This is a genomic window from Desulfobotulus sapovorans DSM 2055 (genome assembly GCF_059569355.1).
The window spans coordinates 416,253-431,886 of the sequence record NZ_JCANVJ010000001.1; the positions used below are offsets into that span (position 1 = coordinate 416,253).

General features: G+C 55.3%; 12 protein-coding genes. All 12 read right to left on the reverse strand.

Annotated elements, in window-relative coordinates; translation table 11 throughout:
* Positions 1 to 230: 230 nt before the first annotated feature.
* The 12 genes from BR04_RS01700 to BR04_RS01755 all read right to left on the reverse strand — a co-directional run bounded on the left by BR04_RS01700 (position 231) and on the right by BR04_RS01755 (position 15,414).
* A complete protein-coding gene (locus tag BR04_RS01700; protein ID WP_496354246.1) occupies positions 231 to 1,007 on the reverse strand; it encodes a hypothetical protein in 777 nt (258 codons plus the stop codon).
* Positions 1,008 to 1,027: 20 nt separating this feature from the next.
* Positions 1,028 to 3,667, reverse strand: a complete 2,640-nt coding sequence (tssH, locus tag BR04_RS01705; protein ID WP_496354247.1) for a type VI secretion system ATPase TssH — start codon at positions 3,665 to 3,667, stop codon at positions 1,028 to 1,030.
* Complete coding sequence (tssG, locus tag BR04_RS01710; RefSeq protein ID WP_496354248.1) at positions 3,664 to 4,773, reverse strand: type VI secretion system baseplate subunit TssG; 1,110 nt, start codon at positions 4,771 to 4,773, stop codon at positions 3,664 to 3,666. Before tssG ends, tssH begins: the two co-directional genes overlap by 4 nt.
* Positions 4,737 to 6,467 carry a type VI secretion system baseplate subunit TssF gene (gene tssF, locus BR04_RS01715; protein WP_496354249.1) on the reverse strand — a complete coding sequence of 577 codons (1,731 nt, stop codon included), beginning with the start codon at positions 6,465 to 6,467 and terminating at the stop codon, positions 4,737 to 4,739. Before tssF ends, tssG begins: the two co-directional genes overlap by 37 nt.
* Positions 6,468 to 6,470: 3 nt before the next feature.
* Positions 6,471 to 6,887 (reverse strand): type VI secretion system baseplate subunit TssE, encoded by a 417-nt coding sequence (gene tssE / locus BR04_RS01720; RefSeq protein ID WP_496354250.1) that lies wholly within the window; start codon positions 6,885 to 6,887, stop codon positions 6,471 to 6,473.
* Positions 6,888 to 7,184: 297 nt separating this feature from the next.
* The gene (locus tag BR04_RS01725; RefSeq protein ID WP_496354251.1) at positions 7,185 to 8,123 is read right to left on the reverse strand and encodes a hypothetical protein; all 939 of its coding nucleotides are present in this window, start codon (positions 8,121 to 8,123) and stop codon (positions 7,185 to 7,187) included.
* A 251-nt stretch (positions 8,124 to 8,374) separates the two neighbouring features.
* Positions 8,375 to 8,854, reverse strand: a complete 480-nt coding sequence (locus BR04_RS01730) for an Hcp family type VI secretion system effector (protein WP_496354252.1) — start codon at positions 8,852 to 8,854, stop codon at positions 8,375 to 8,377.
* Positions 8,855 to 8,887: 33 nt separating this feature from the next.
* On the reverse strand, positions 8,888 to 10,369 hold the full coding sequence (tssC, locus tag BR04_RS01735) for a type VI secretion system contractile sheath large subunit (RefSeq protein ID WP_496354253.1): 1,482 nt from the start codon (positions 10,367 to 10,369) through the stop codon (positions 8,888 to 8,890).
* 12 nt (positions 10,370 to 10,381) lie between these two features.
* Positions 10,382 to 10,867: a type VI secretion system contractile sheath small subunit gene (tssB, locus tag BR04_RS01740; RefSeq protein ID WP_496354254.1), complete on the reverse strand. Its 486-nt coding sequence runs from the start codon at positions 10,865 to 10,867 to the stop codon at positions 10,382 to 10,384.
* A gap of 339 nt (positions 10,868 to 11,206) precedes the next feature.
* Positions 11,207 to 12,817: a type VI secretion system protein TssA gene (tssA, locus tag BR04_RS01745; protein ID WP_496354255.1), complete on the reverse strand. Its 1,611-nt coding sequence runs from the start codon at positions 12,815 to 12,817 to the stop codon at positions 11,207 to 11,209.
* A gap of 54 nt (positions 12,818 to 12,871) precedes the next feature.
* Positions 12,872 to 14,050 carry an SPM autocatalytic domain-containing protein gene (locus BR04_RS01750; RefSeq protein ID WP_496354256.1) on the reverse strand — a complete coding sequence of 393 codons (1,179 nt, stop codon included), beginning with the start codon at positions 14,048 to 14,050 and terminating at the stop codon, positions 12,872 to 12,874.
* A gap of 149 nt (positions 14,051 to 14,199) precedes the next feature.
* Positions 14,200 to 15,414, reverse strand: coding sequence for an L-serine ammonia-lyase (locus tag BR04_RS01755; RefSeq protein WP_496354257.1), 1,215 nt, complete (start codon positions 15,412 to 15,414; stop codon positions 14,200 to 14,202).
* Between the last annotated feature and the right edge of the window lie 220 nt (positions 15,415 to 15,634).

The window sequence follows — 15,634 nt, forward strand, 5'->3', positions numbered from 1 at the left end:
TCTTGAATCCCGGAACACTGTCATGCCCCAAAGCCTGTAGGAAGTCCAGGAACCGGATACACTCCATGTTTTGGTCTGGATCGTCCCTGCGCTTCATCAATATCCATTTCCTGGAAAATGAATTCCCGAGGATTCTGGCTCTGGGCGCAGGAGCGCCCGGTATGGCGTTCCCACGCTGGAGCATGGGAACGATAGCTGAAGAAAGATAGTAATCAGCTTCACAAAATGCCCTAAACCAGTGAGAGGGTCAACACTTCCGCCGTATCCTCTTCCGGAAAGGGACCGAAAACAAGGGCATCCGGAGAACCGCTTACCCGGACATAGTAGGATTCCGCTGGTGACAGGGGATTGTGGACACCCCAGGCCGTAAATTCCCGTTCTCCCAGGGTCAGGGTCATGCCCTGTACGGGGTGGTGCAGGATGGCTGTGCGGGGAAGGGTACCGGCCACACCTGTGCCATGGGCATCCGGTGCTGGGCCATCGCTGCCTGCGCATCCGAAAAAGGCCCCTTCCCAGGGATCTTTTCCGGGGCCCAGCTCAAACCAGAGCCCAAGGCCGGGCAGGGGATGGGGCCGCAGGCGATACTCCGGCTCCGGGTGGATGCGTTTTGCATTGGCCCGGGCCAGGGTCTTTGCCCCCAGACCGCCTGTGAGGATTTCCGCACCGGAGAGCGGGGTGCTCAGCCCTGTTCCCGTCAGACGGCCTCCTGAGGGAAAAAGGAGGATGGGAAAGCCGTGGCCGTGGGCGTCCTGGGCGCAGAGGGCGAGGAGGGAAAGCTCCCGCCTTAAAGCGGGGTCTTCAAAATGCCGGGCCTCGCCCGCAAGGATCCAGGCGGCGCAGTCTTCCCGGGTGAGTTCCGGGAGCAGGGCCGCCCAGGCCAGCCCCGAAGGATCGTCTTCCCGGAAATGTCCCGCAGGCTGAAGGCCATAGCGGCTCAGCTCCTGAAAAATGTCCTTTCCGAGGGTTTCGTTTTTTTCAAGAATGGTGATCCATACCTTCTTTTTCACGCACGGGTCTCCTTCTGCGTTCAGGTGAATTCCATGGAAAAGGTGCCGTCTTCCGCCACATCGAGATGCAGGGCCGAAGGCATGGCCGATCCGGACATGCGGGAAAGGATTTCCCGTGACATGCGGGGCAGAATGCTTGCGGAGAGGATGTAGTCGATATTCCGCGCTCCGGTTTCCACTTCCGTGCAGCGGGCCGCAATCTGTTCTGTCACCTTGTCGGAAAAGGACAGCGCCATCCTGTTGTTTTCCATGAGTCTGCGGGCCAGAATGTCGAGCTTGAGCCGGACAATGGCGGAAAGGGCGTTTCCGGAAAGGCTGCGGTAGGGCACAACGGCCATGCGGGCAAGGAGGGCGGGCTTGAAATATTCGGAAAGCATGGGCCGGATGGCGGCAAGGAGGGTGTCTGCGTCCAGATCCGCCCCGTCCGCCGTCATTTCCTGAATCACGTCCGAGGCCAGGTTGGAGGTCAGGAGAATCAGGGTGTTCTTGAAGGAAATCTCCTTGCCTTCCCCGTCCGTGAGCAGGCCCTTGTCAAAGACCTGATAGAAGAGGTTCAGCACATCGGGGTGGGCCTTTTCCACCTCGTCCAGCAGCACCACGGAATAGGGTTTGCGCCTTACCGCCTCGGTGAGCATGCCGCCCTCGCCGTAGCCCACATAGCCCGGAGGGGAGCCGATGAGCCGGGAAACGGTGTGCTTTTCCTGAAACTCACTCATGTTGATGGTCACCGCACTGCGTTCGTCTCCAAAGAGGATGTCCGCAAGGGTCAGCCCCGTTTCCGTCTTGCCCACGCCCGAAGGCCCCACCAGCAGGAAAACCCCTCCGGGCTGTTCCGGAGAGCGCAGTCCGGCGCGGGAGGCCTGTATCCCTTCGGCGATGACCCTGAGGGCCGCATCCTGCCCCCGTATGCGCCGGGCCAGACGCTCTTCCAGCTCCGCAGCCACAAGGGCCTGTTCCCTGGCCATCTTGCCTGCGGGAATGCCTGTCCAGTCGCTCACCACCCTGGCCACCAGATCCGGCGTCACCTCCACGGCCACCAGCTCCTCTTCCTGACGGACTTCCGCAAGGGCGGCGTCCGCGGCATGTACGTCCTCACGCAGGGCATTCAGCGCCTCTTCTTCCTTCTTTTCGGCGAGGGCTGCCTGAAGGGCGTGCCTTGCGGCAAGGAGGGCCTGCACCGCCTCCTTTTCCCTTTCCCATTGTGCATGGAGATCTTTCGCCTCGGCTTCCAGAGAACGTTTTTTTTCTTCAAGATCCAGCAGGCGATCCTCATCCACGGCAACGCCGTTTTCCCGGTCGCGCTCCAGCGCCTTTTTTTCCCGGAGCAGGGCCTGGATTTTTCTTTCTCTGTCTTCCAGCGCGCCGGGTTTGGCGCTCTGGCTGATCTTCACCCTGGCGCAGGCCGTATCCATGAGGTCGATGGCCTTGTCCGGAAGAAAGCGGCCGCTGACGTAGCGGTGGGAGAGAGTGGCTGCGGCCTCAATGGCCTCATCCCGGATGAGGACGCCATGGGCTTTCTCATAGCTGTCCCGGATGCCCCGGAGAATGAGGGCGGCTGTGGCGGGATCGGGTTCCTTCAGGGTGATGGGCTGGAAACGGCGGGCCAGCGCGGGGTCCTTTTCAAAGTATTTCTTGTACTCCTTGAAGGTGGTGGCCGCACAGGTGCGGATTTCCCCTCTGGCCAGTGCGGGCTTGAGGAGGTTGGCGGCGTCGGATCCGCCCGCCTGACCGCCCGCGCCCACCAGCATGTGGGCTTCGTCAATGAAAAGAACGATGGGCTTTTCGCTGGCCTTGATCTCGTCGAGAACCCCCTTGAGCCTGCGTTCGAACTCTCCCTTCATGCCCGCCCCGGCTTCAAGCAGCCCCATGTCGAGACCCAGGAGGGTGACCCCGGCCAGCACTTCGGGGACATCCCCTTCCACGATGCGCAGGGCGAGGCCTTCGATGACCGCCGTCTTGCCCACGCCGGGTTCCCCGACCAGAATGGGATTGTTTTTGCGACGGCGGGCCAGAATGTCCACGATTTCCCGGATTTCCCCATCCCTTCCGAAAACGGCGTCGATTTTTCCCGTCTTTGCCTTGGCCGTGAAATCCTCACAGAATTTTGCCGTAAAGCTTTCGCCGGAACGGCCTTCCCCGGCTTCCTGGTGTTGGGTTTTGCCTCCGCTTTCTTCGGTATCCGTGCTTTCCGAGGATACACGAACCAGCTCCCGGAAGTTTTTCTGCAGGTCTTCCCGGTTGATCTGGCGGAGGAGATCCCCGTATCCGCCCTGGGCGTAGAGGGCGGTTTTCCGCAGAAAGGCCAGCAGCACCGCACCCGACCGGATGCGGGAAAGCCCCAGATCCACGGAGGCCACCAGCCAGGCCACCTCCAGCAGTTCCATGAGCGGAGGGGAAAAGACCGGTCTTGCGGCATTGCCTGCCCGGAAATCTTCCAGAACCCGGTTAAGGGCTGTTTTCAGGTCGGCGGGATTGAGGCCGGAACGGGTGAGGGCCAGGGAAAGATCCGCACGGGGATCGTCCAGACAGGCGAGGAAAAAATGTTCCACCGTCACTTCGTAATGGCTGCGGTTCACCGTGAGTCCTGCGGCACTGTGCAGGGCCTGGGTGCAGTGGGTATTGCACTTTTCCAGCAGCGCTTTCATGTCGACACCGATCATGGGCCAGTACTCCTTTGTGAGGGGGTTTTCCGGAAAGCATGGGAATCGGAGAATTTTGCCCGGACGGGAAGGCCGGGCTGTGGCGCCAGCCAGAAATCGCAGCCCAGACGGCATCCCAGGGGCTGGCCCAGAATGCCGCAGTGCAGGGTTTCAGGCTTCAGGAGAAATTCCAGATCACACTCCAGGGGCTGGGTGCAGTAAAAGCGGACAAGGGTGAAAAGTTCATGGTGCTCCCTTTCTCCCGGAAGAAAGCGGGCATAGGTGTCCGCATCCATGGGACCGGCCTCAACGGCGATTTTGCCCATGGCATCTTCCACCACAGAGCCGATCCGGCAGTCTTCCCCAAGATGGCTGGCCCGGATACCGAGGCAGGCCCGCTGGTCTTCGGGGAAGGTCGCCATGCGCGGCTCACAGGAGCGGATGGTCACGGGGACGCCCATGCGGTCGGCCAGAAGTCCGCGCAGGCCTGCGGCGGAACGGGGAAACTGGGTAAGAAGCCCCATCACCCGCAGCAGGCTGCCGGGATTGTGGAAAGGCTTTTCCCGCATTTCCGGGTGGCCCATACCCACAAGGCTGTAGAGCCGCTGCATGAGATCTTCGCTGGTCTCTTCACAGATCCTGCGGATGAGGCTGTACTGGGTGTCCGCCAGGGCAAAGAGGACAAAAAAGCCCTGATTGAGAATGTCCAGAAAATCCCGGCTGACGCTTTTATCCTCATTCTGTTCCTCCAGCAGCTCTTCCGTATAAAAGGTGGGAAGGGGAGAGGAGGGGCCGTACAGTCCGAGAAAGGTGGCAGTCATGCGGAAACGGGCAGCCTCCTCTTCCCGGCCTTCTTCTGCGGGGAGTGTTTCGATGGACGTGAGATCCGTCGGTGGAAACCCTAAGGAAAGATAGGGCCGGATACGGATCTGATCCTTCAGAAAACGTTTAAGATTTTCCGGGCCTTCCGGCCCATGGGCCCGGGCCAGAAGACGCAGGGCCTGGGAAAAGGAAAAGCCTTTGGGGTTTTCCAGCAGGCTTTCCAGCACGGAATGTTTTTTGGGGGATCTCCGGAGACTGAGACTTTCTGTTACAGGAGTATCCGGTCGCCCAGACGGATGGGCCATGTGAAGTGCTCCTTTTTCAGGGTGTCTTCCAGGGTGAGCCGGGTGTAGGCATTGATGGCCGCATAATTGCCCAGAAAGACATCCAGAACGGAACCGAAGAGATACATGTCTCCTTCTCCGGTAAAGGCCTGGGCGTCCACCCGGATGAGAATTTCCTGTCCCCGGAGGAGGCGTCCGTCCACAAAACGGTCTGCGGGCCGGACATCAAGCTCTCTGATGGCTTCGATGCGCTGGGTATTGGCCAGCACAGCCGCCCTGTCCCGGGTTTCCGTGAAAATATAGAGCTTGAGTACAGAGCGCAGGTTTTCCGCCGTGGCGATGGAAAGATAGTTTAAAAAAAGATGGGAAAGCAGCCGCCATAAAAGATTTTTTCCAAGGGGTGGCTGGACGGCTGCGGTGGGGGGCCGGATGTTTGTGAATTCCGCAAGCTCCGGTGAAGATTCCGTGGCGACACAGACATCCCCCGTATGCAGGGTCTCGGGCAGGGTGGCATTGGTGCAGAGAATATCAAGGGAGAGGGTTTCCAGAACGGGGGGATGCTGTGCACCGGGATAGGCCACGGAAAGGTGCATTTCCGCCCTGCCGTCCAGGGGGGAGGGACGGTGATGGACAGCATAGACGGGTGTGGATTCCACCTGGGGATTGAAAAGCTCAAAGGGAAGATATCTGCGTTCCTGAACGGTTCCCTGCACAAAGCCCGTCACCCGGTCCACACTGTAAATCTGGTAGTGTTTGGGATCTCTTCCTTCCGGCCGGATGGGGTATTCGTTTTTTTTGTGATCCAGCAGAATGGGGTCGGCCCGGTGGGGAAAGAGATTCAGGGCCGGGCTGACAAAAAGCTGGAAGTGTTCGATCCGCATGGGCGGCAGTTCCTGGGGCAGGCCGGAAAAGTCAAACACAAGGGAGAAACGTGTCCCCTTGCCCCGGTTTTTCCACTGATCCAGCCCGGTGACATCAAAGAAGAGAAATTTTTCCGGCAGGATGAAGTATTCCTGAAGAATGCGGTATCCGGGAAAGGAACGGTCGGGAAAGGGAATGAGGGCCTCATCCGCCCTGAATCCTGCGGGGTGAACGGCCTTTCTGCCCAGATCAAGGATTTCTCCGTCCTGGGAGACCACGCGAACCTGCCGCAGCCGGGTGAAAAAAAGCCAGTTCCGGCGGGAAGCCTCGGTATAAACCCCTGCAAGGTGAAAACGGAGACTTTTTTCCCTGAAGGCGGAAAGATCCATGCCCGAAAGCTGGAAGTCCATGCGCAGAAGGCCCAGACCGTCGCCTCCGGCCTTGAAACTTACTGCGGTGAGGGTAAGGGGCAGAAGCTGTACCGCACAGGCCGTGGTAAAGATACAGCGGGTGCCTTCGGATTCAATGGCCTCAATGGCCGTTCCCTTGGGAATGGCAAGGCTTTCCATGAGGCTGCGTTTGGGCGTGAAGCGGATCAGGGTGGTTGCCGGAAGGGGTCTCAGATAGTGGGGAAAGATGAGCTGGATAAGACCATGGACAATTTCCGGAAAATCATCGTCCAGCTTTTCATGGATCATGCCCGAAAGAAAGGCGCTGCCTTCCAGAAGACGTTCCACATCGGGGTCTCCGGATGGGCCGGAAAGCATGGAGGCGAGAGAAGGATGCATTTTGGAAAATTCCGCCCCCAGATCCCGCAGCTTTGCCAGTTCTCTTTCGTAGTATTTTTTGATCACAGCTTACTCCAGCACGGTAATCCGGCCATCGGGATTGAGTACGGTTTCAAACACCACAGGCATTTCAAGGTTTTCCACCCGCACCCTGGCCACCAGTTTGAAGGCGATGAGAAAGGGACGATCCGGCCTGGGGTCAAAATGGGCGTGCACATCCACAAGTCGGGGTTCATAACGATGAATCACCTGGGTAAGGACGGCCTCCATCTGGGGCAGGGCCTTTTCTCCCATCAGACCCGAAAGACTGGTAAAGTCCGGCATTCCCAGATCCGGAGATATGGGCGCACTGCCCTGACGGGTGTTGAGGATTTTTCCCAGATGATCCAGGACGGAGGCAACGGCCTGGCCGGGATCGGATTCACCGCGCCAGTCCGGGTTCTGCTCCATGGCCCGCAGCCTTTCGAGAAGCCGTTTTTCCCGCATGGTTTTCGCTCTTTGTTAAATTGATGCTGATTACCATCTTATCTCAGCTATCGTTCCCGTGTTCCAGCCTGGGAATGCCGTACCGGTGTCTGGACGCCAGGCGATGACAGCCTTCCATGGGCTGAAGACGCTGGAGCGTCTTTGGATGCATTCCCATGCTGGGGTGGGGAACACTGGGGACGTTGCTGTAACGGTAAATCTTTTTCATGAGTTCTCGTCTTTCAGGGGAATTGCATAGAATCAAGGGCAAGACTTGGGGCTGCACGGTTTGAATCAGACGAGTAATCAGATATTTAATTAATCGATAAACTCCACAATAGATCCTGTAGTGTCTCTTTTTTGTCTGAGAAATTTTTGCATATCAAATTTGGCATCATCCACAAGTCTGTTTCTATCTTCCTTTGTTATCTCTTCATTGGGGTCATCAATGGCGGATCTTGGAATATTGTTTTTCCCGTAAAGCCTTTCGTATATATCCAGATATGTTCCATTTTTTTTTATTATTTTAAGGCCTTCAAGAAATTTTTTTTCATAGTGACCGCCCGTTGGGTCTTTTCCTTTAAAAGCCATATATTGAGGTACAAAAACCCACACATTCACAAATCCCCAGTTTTTTAGATCATTCGGATTGTCACTGTTGATGACATAATGGGGTGTGACACCCAGAACCTCGAATCCCAGTTTATATCTGTCACCTCTTATCATCATCAGAGTCTGCTCGGGAGAGTGTGATTTGGAATCCACTTTTCCTCTGAACCCTTTTGGACTATATGGATCATATCCCCCGTAACTTAATATGGAATAACCAGGATTGATTTGTGAAAAATCGGTGACCGATTCCAGCGCTTTGATTTCTGATGCGGTTAAATTGGGTTTATAATACATAAGGCCGATAGGTACATTCCAGTAGACATGTTTTCTCACATCTAGCTCTCTGTTTTTTGTTTCATCTTCAAGAGTTTCACCATCAGCACAAACTGCATATTTGCAGTCATAAAAATCTTTGATTGTCCTGAAAGGAGGTGTGATATTTATGTCGGCAGTTATGCCAACGGCATTAAAGGCCTTTTTGACCAACTCATTTTGAAAACCTGACTGATCCTGATTCTGATAGGGTGTGTACTGATGGCCTACAATGCTGACGTTCTCACTGGCAAAAACCATAATGACTGGCGTTGATAGAGAAATAAAAAGTGCTGCAATCAGAAAAGAATTTAACCTGTCGAAACGCATCATGAACCTCCTTGTGTAATTTCTACATGACTTACTAATAAGACCGAAACGCACTCGACAAAGCATTCACTCTTTACTGTCTGACCACAACAATCAAGCCTTTTTATCTACGTCGAGTGGGAAATGAACTTTTTAGTATGTAATATGGTATCAGGTGTTTATGCTTTAAATGATCACTATGCCTGGTATGCTTGGGGGAAGAAGTAAAGGCGCAGATACAGTTATGGCCCTGCGCCTTTTGTGGGTGTCAGTGCTTATTTTTTCCAGTCGTCCGTATACTCGATATTGCCGTCGTTATAGGTCCAGGTGATTTTGGAATAGGTCATGGAGACGTCTTCCATGTCGTGGTAGGGTCTGTTGTCCGGCAGGAAGGTCATGGGCGTGTATTCCCGCATGGAGACAATGATGGCATCCTCCATTTTGATGGTATAATATTTTTCTTCCACACCGTCCGGTTTGATTCTGTAGTAATCGATGGTGACCGTACAGCCCTCACCCGTGCAGCAGGCCTTGAAGAGCTTGGGGGACGCCTGATCCTTGTGCTTGGTGATGGTAAAAGGATTGTGGATGCGCTGGCCTGTGGGCAGACCGGTATGGGTGTCTCTCGGAATTTCCACGGTATGGTCGGAATTGTACACCAGAATCTTTTCTTTCTTGTCACCGCTCTGGGCACAGTCGCCTTTGATGTCACCCTGAGATTTTCCGTTTACGGCCATGTAAGCAGTCAAAGCCATGGGTCGTCCTCCTTTTTGGGGATGGTGGGGAAATTATTCTTTATCCAGTTTACCGACAAGGGAGAGGGTGAAGCTGGCTCCCATGTACTTGAAGTGGGGCCTTGCCTTGAGACTGACGGAATACCAGCCGGGATCTCCGGGAACATCGTTGACCTCAATCTGTGCGGCACGCAGGGGCCGCTTGCTGCGGGTGATGGGATCGGGATTGTCCATTTCCGTCACATACTGACCGATCCATTTGTTCAGTTCCCGATCGAGATCCTGGCGCTCTTTCCAGGTACCGATGTTCTCCCTCTGGATCACCTTGATGTAGTGGGCCAGCCGGTTCATGATCATCATATAGGGCATCTGGGTGGAGAGCCTGAAGTTGAGTTCCGCTGCTTTTCCTTCGGGTGTATCCGGGAAAACCTTGGATTTCTGGGCGGAGTTGGCCGAGAAAAAGGCCGCATTGTCCGAGCCCTTGCGCATGGTGAGGGCCATGAAGCCTTCTTCGGCCAGCTCATACTCCCGGCGTTCGGAAATCAGCACCTGGGTGGGGATTTTGCTCTGGGTCTGGCCCATGGCCTGGAACTGGTAGAGGGGAAGATTGTCCACCTCGCCCCCGCCCTGGGGGCCGATGATGTTGGCGCACCAGCGGTATTTGGCAAAGCTGTCCGTCAAGCGGGAGGCAAAGGCAAAGGCCGTGTTGCCCCAGCAGAAGTCTTCGTTTTCCTGGGCCTCTTCCGTGAAAGTGAAAGTTTTGGCGGGTATGGTCGAGGGTGAATAGGGCAGCCTCAGCAGAAAACGGGGCAGGGTCAGCCCCACGTAGCGGGCATCTTCCGACTCCCGGAAGGAGCGCCATTTGGTGTACTGGGGCATTTCAAAGATGGCATGCAGATCCTTGAGGTTGGGAAGGGCTTCCCAGGAATCAACGCCAAAGAAGGACTTGTCCGCCGCTGCGATAAAGGGGGCATGGGCCATGGCCGATACGGAGGATACATACTGGAGGAGCTGGATATCCTGGGGGCCTGGGCCAAAATCATAGTTGGAAACCATGGCACCGATGGGCTTGCCGCCGAACTGCCCGTATTCTGCCGTATAGACCTGTTTGTACAGTCCGGATTTCACCACTTCCGGTGCGTCTTCAAAGTCTGAAAGCAGATCCTCCTTGGAGACATTGATGAATTCCACCTTGATGTTCTGGCGGAAATCCGTTCTGTCCACGAGAAATTTCATGGATCGCCATGCGGATTCCAGCTGCTGGAATTCCGCATGATGCATGACGGCATTGACCTGTGCGGAAAGCTTTTCATCAATGGCCGCGATCATGTCATCCACAAGGGCTCCGGAGACCTTGGCTTCGCTTTTGTTTTCCACCATCTCTTTCAGAAAGGCCTGGAGACCGGCGCGGGTGAGGGAGTAGCCTTCGCTGCTGGGGTGGATTTTTGAAGCCGCGATGATCTCATCGAGAAGCGTTCCCTCACCTGCTGCCTGATCCGTCTGGGATTCCTGGCCCTGAACCTGTTCTTCCGTCATCTTTTTTCCTCCCTAGCCTTCTATGCCCAGCTCTTTGAGCAGTCTTTCGCGCGCACCTTCGTCCTTGACCAGTTCCTGCACTTTTTTGCGGAAGTCCGGCACATTGGCCAGAGGCCCTTTCAGGGCTTTCAGGGCTTCGCGCAGTTCCATGAGCTTTGCCAGTTCCGGGATTTTCCGGACAAGGGCATCCGGTTCAAAGTCTTTCATGCTGTTGAACTGGAGGTTCAGGGCAAGCTGGGCATCTTCCGTACCGGAAATTTTATCCGGAACATTCAGGGTCAGTTCCAGTCCCTGGGCCTTGAGGACGTCATTGAAGTTGTCCTTGTCCACGGATACGGGATCCCGGTCTTCCACCATACGGTCGTCGGTTTTCCGTGTGAAATCTCCGAGAACGAGAAGTTTGAGGGGAAGTTCCACCTCTTCCTGGGCATCACCTGTGGCGGGTCGGTAAACAATGTTCACCCGTTCTTTGGGGGCAATGGATCCTTCCTGTGGCATGGGAATACCTCCTTGCATGGTATGGGATCGGTTGTGGAAACTGCGATGGATGCTTTTCAGGCTGCAATGCAGCAAGATTAGGGGGTCTCAAAAAAAAGATCAATGGAATTTTTAAGGGGCTGGGGGGCTGGTTCTTCTGTTTTTAAGGTCTGTCTGCTTTCTGGTGACAGTATTTTATCTCAAAGATTTTATTAGCATCTTGTATGCCATGGTCTGAATGGAGATCAGCGGAGCCTTGTTGGGATAAAAGAAAGGGCTTTCCTCGCTGTCGGCTGCCCACGTCAGGGGGCAGTGCAAAAAAAGTTGGCAGGAATGTGGGCACCCGGTGTTTCAGGAGGGTCAGAGGCCAAGATTCAGGGCGGCGGCGGGTCTCAGGCGGCAGATACGGGCGGCAAGGGCCTTTGCCCTGTTGAGGCCTGCCTCGTCTCCCAGCCCTGTAAAGGCCTGATGGCAGCCTGCAAGAAGCCGTTCTGCGAGAATGGGATCCCAGGATTCCAGAGAAAGGGCCTCACTTTCGGAAAGAAGATTTTCGGCCAGAACTGCGGCATGGGCAAAGCGGGCGGACCGGCAGAGCAGCTCCACCTGCGCCAGACGCAGCCGTATCCGATCCGAAGCCTTTGCCGTCTGCCCCATGGCCGTATCCAGGAGATTCAGGGCACGAGCTTCCTCCTTTTTCGCATGGGCGGAGCGGGCTTCTTCCAGCACAGTTTGCAGAGGATCTTCCGTTTCCGCTCCGGAAGCGGGGGCTGCCTGAAGGGTAGCAATCCAGTCCCGTGTTTCCCCATCGGCAAAGGGAAGGCCTCCTGCAAAGGAGAGCTGTTCCAGGCCGGGCAAGCGCTGGAGCAGAAGTAAAAGTTCTCCTTGCAGCACCTTCAGTGCCGCTTTCCCGCTTTCTCCAAGACCTTCCAGACCCTGGGCGCAGAGGCGTTGCAGATCGAGCCAGAAGATAGCGGCTGTGACATAGTCCTCCGCCCGCTTCACCACCTCCCTGTAGTGACCATCCTTAAGAAGGGTCTGGAGAGCGGTTTTAATAACAGTTTCCGGTTCGGGGATGGCGGTTTCCCCGTTTTCCGAGGGGGGCGGGGATTGCACCCTCAGCCATGCGGCCATGCGGGTGGCTTTGAAAGCCCATGGATCTTCGGGGTTTTCCCTGCGGGCAAAGGAGGCAAAGGTGAGGGCCGCTTCCATCAAAGCCCTGCGGCTGGCCTGAAGATCTTCCGGAGCTGCTTCGGATTTGGCAGGGGCGCTTTCCGGAGAGACTGCGCCCGCCAGGGGAGGGGAGGGCTTTTTCGGGGCCGGAGACGATGTTCCGGTTTCAGACGGCTGGGCAGGAGGGGACTCCAGGGGCAGAACCGCTGTCTCAGGGGAGGCGGGAACGGGTAGCGTCTCGGAAGGGGCGGGTTCTTTGGGGGGAACCTGCACGGGGAGGGAGGCAAGACGCTGGAGCATCTCCCGCATGGCAGGCAGATCCGGCAGTTTTTCTCCAAAGAGCTGGTCCAGTTTTCTGGCCTGATCCAGAAGGTTCTGATGCTGCAAGACTTCCAGGGGGGCTGGCTGACAGGTCTTCAGCCAGGCAAGGGTTTTCTCCTGCCACCACGAAAGGGCATTGATCCGGCCCCGCATCCGTTTTTTGGGCGGAAAGCCCGTCTCCCAGAAGGTTTCCAGAAGATCCGAGAGAAGGCCCAGCCCGATGGAAAGTCCTTCCAGATCAAGGGTCTGCATCAGGGCCACAGCCGTGTAGGCTGCGGCCACCATGTCCTTGGACTGGTTTTCCAGAATGCCTGTTCCCAGTTCACAGACCTTTTTCCAGCTCACTTCAGAGGCCTGGGTAACGGAAGACAGTTTTTCAATTTCTTCGATGAGGGCCATGTAGCTGGCCTCATACCGCACATCCGTTCCTGCCGGAGAAGGGCCGGGGATGGGGGTACGACCCAGTGCGGAAAGTTCCATGGGCTTTTTCCTTGTTTTCAGTGTGCGATGCCCGAAAAGGGGGTACCTTTTTTTTCAGACTATAAGATCCACCTGCTGAATGGTTTTCACCTCCCCGGCTTCGGTCAGGGCCACACCCGTGGAAACCACTTTTCCTGCGGCTCCGTGATGAGAATTTTCAAGCAGAAATTCCGAATTCACAGCGCCCAGATGAATGGCACCGATTCCGGTTTCAGAGAGTTTTTTCAAAAGTCCCTTTTCAGAATCGTTCTGAATCCAGACCATCAGTTCATCATAGATGTCATCGTTTTCATCTATCCATCCGTTCTTGTCCCTGTCATAGAAGGAAAGTTCCTGAAATCCATCTCCTGTTGAAGGGCCGAAAAGTTCCCTGCCGCTGTTTACCTCCCCGTCCTGATTCAGATCCAGGGCAAGAAAACCACTGCCCTGACCGAGACGGGACACCTGGTCAGGCTCACCATCTCCGTCCAGATCAAACCCGATTTTTTCATCCTCCAGTTGGGCTGATGTACCTGAGAAATTAATGACCAGGGGATCCACCAGACGATAGGCTTCGGTTTTTGTTTCCCTGTTCTCCCGGTGCATGCCCACAGTCAGCGAAAAATCCAGTTTGCGGCCGTCAATCGTATGTACCACACCACCGGCCTGAACCAGGGTGGTTTCTTTTTCATGGCTTTTCGTATACCTGATGCGGTCATCAGAGGCATTCATGGATGCCGGTCTCAGAGCCTTGGCCTGAAGACGGTAGCCTGCGGCGACTTCCTTATAAATTGTAAGCTTTAAATCTGTGGATGAAATATTCTCATTTTGGGATGAACTGTGTATTTTAGAAGCATCCGTTGACGGGGCAGCCATAATTTCCGGGTTTGGAGCCTGTTCCTTTTTCCGGGCTTCGAAATTGGCCACGACCTCGTCAATGGTATTGGCAGCCCATTCAAAAACAGAGGCCAGATAAAGATTTTTTTCAAGGTCATCATCAAAGTCCCCACCCCGCTCAGTGGAAGTGGTGTTCCCGACATTTTCCCGGGAGAGAGGCGTATGCTGGATATCAACCGTATAATCCCCCTGGGTTTTAAAACGGGCAGTGGAGCTTGTCTCGCGCTCTATCTGGGTTTTATTCCGGGTTTTATGCGCCACCTGACCTTTTTCATCAAGGGCATATAGTGTTTCGTCCTTCGTATGGGAATAGGTGGAACGCGATGTTAAATAAACGTCGGATGATAGAATTTTCATAAACTTACCCCCCTCTTGAAAGTCAGGCTGTGAAAACAGATCAGCGATTCAGATAAGTTTATAAATCGGCATATTTAAAAAATACTAAAGCATAAAAAAGGGGTCAGACACCTTTGTATGGAAGGGGCTATATCCTTATTGTTTTGTTATTATTTGGGATTTGTCGGGATGGAGCGATATATTCTGGCAAGTCCCCCCAGAGAGGTTTCCCGGTAAAGGGCCTGCATGTCATGCCCCGTTTCCTTCATAACCTCCACCACCTGATCCAGGGTGACATGGTGGCTACCGGAAAAGAGAAGGGCATATTCGGCGCAGGCCAGGGCCCGGATGGCACCAAAAACATTGCGCTCAATGCAGGGGATCTGCACAAGCCCCCCCACAGGATCGCAGGTCAGGCCCAGATGGTGTTCAAGCCCCATCTCCGCGGCGTATTCCACATGGCGGGGCAGGCCCCCGAGAAGCTGGGCGGCCGCCGCAGCGGCCATGGCGGAGGCAACCCCCACTTCCCCCTGACATCCCACCTCTGCTCCGGAAATGGAGGCCTTCCTTTTCACAAGGCTGCCCACAAGACCTGCCGTGGCCAAAGCCCTCAGCATGTCTTTCGGGGTATGGCCTCCCCTGCCGTAGAGATAGAAAAGCACGCCCGGCAAAACCCCGCAGGAACCGCAGGTAGGGGCCGTGACCACAAAACCGCCAGAGGCGTTGGTTTCTGAAACCGCAAGACTGTATGCGGCCATCAGGGCTGTGCGGTTTTCATGGAGAGGAAGACGCTTTGCCCGGTCAAGGCTTGTGGCCGCCTTGCGGCAGAGTTCCAGCCCTCCGGGCAGGACACCCTCTGCGGCAAGTCCCGTGAGGATGGCTTCCTGCATCTTTTCCCAGATGAATTCCAGATGATCCCAGATCTCCTTTCCCTCGCATCTTTCCACAAGCTCCCAGAGAGAATGTCCGTTTTCCTCGGAAAGCCTTACCATTTCTTCCATGCTGTCATAGGGATAGAGGTTGGGGCTTTCCGGTTTGCTGGCACCTTCTTCCCGAAGTTCCCCACCGCCGATGCTGAAAACCCGCCACTGTCCCAGAACCTGGTCTTCGCTATCCAGGGCTTCAAAAACCATGCCGTTGGGGTGGAAATCCAGGGCTTCGGGATGCCAGATGAGGGTGCAGGGCAGGGGGGCAAGCCCGTCTTCGATGGCTCTGTCTGTCAGGTGCCCTTTGCCCGTGAGGCTGAGGCTGCCGTAAAGGTGCACCCGAAAAGTCTGAGCTTCAGGATGGTTTTTGCGGAAGATTTCTGCGGCCCTGCGGGGGCCCATGGTGTGGCTGCTGGAAGGCCCCATGCCGTAGCGGTAAAGCTCTTTGAGGGATTGCATGGCCATTTTTCCTTAGAAATCAAGTAACTTCTGAGTAACTTCAAAAGTTACTTTATGACAAAACGCCGTAACACGGCGTGGGTTGCTGTTCAGCATAATTTTTCTTCGTTAAATCAAATGCCTTTAATCAGGTGCATAGGCAATCGGACCATTTGTTCGTGACACAATCTTATTCGGGAGCTTCTTGCCCTGTGCGGAAGCGATAAGTGTCAAGATAGAT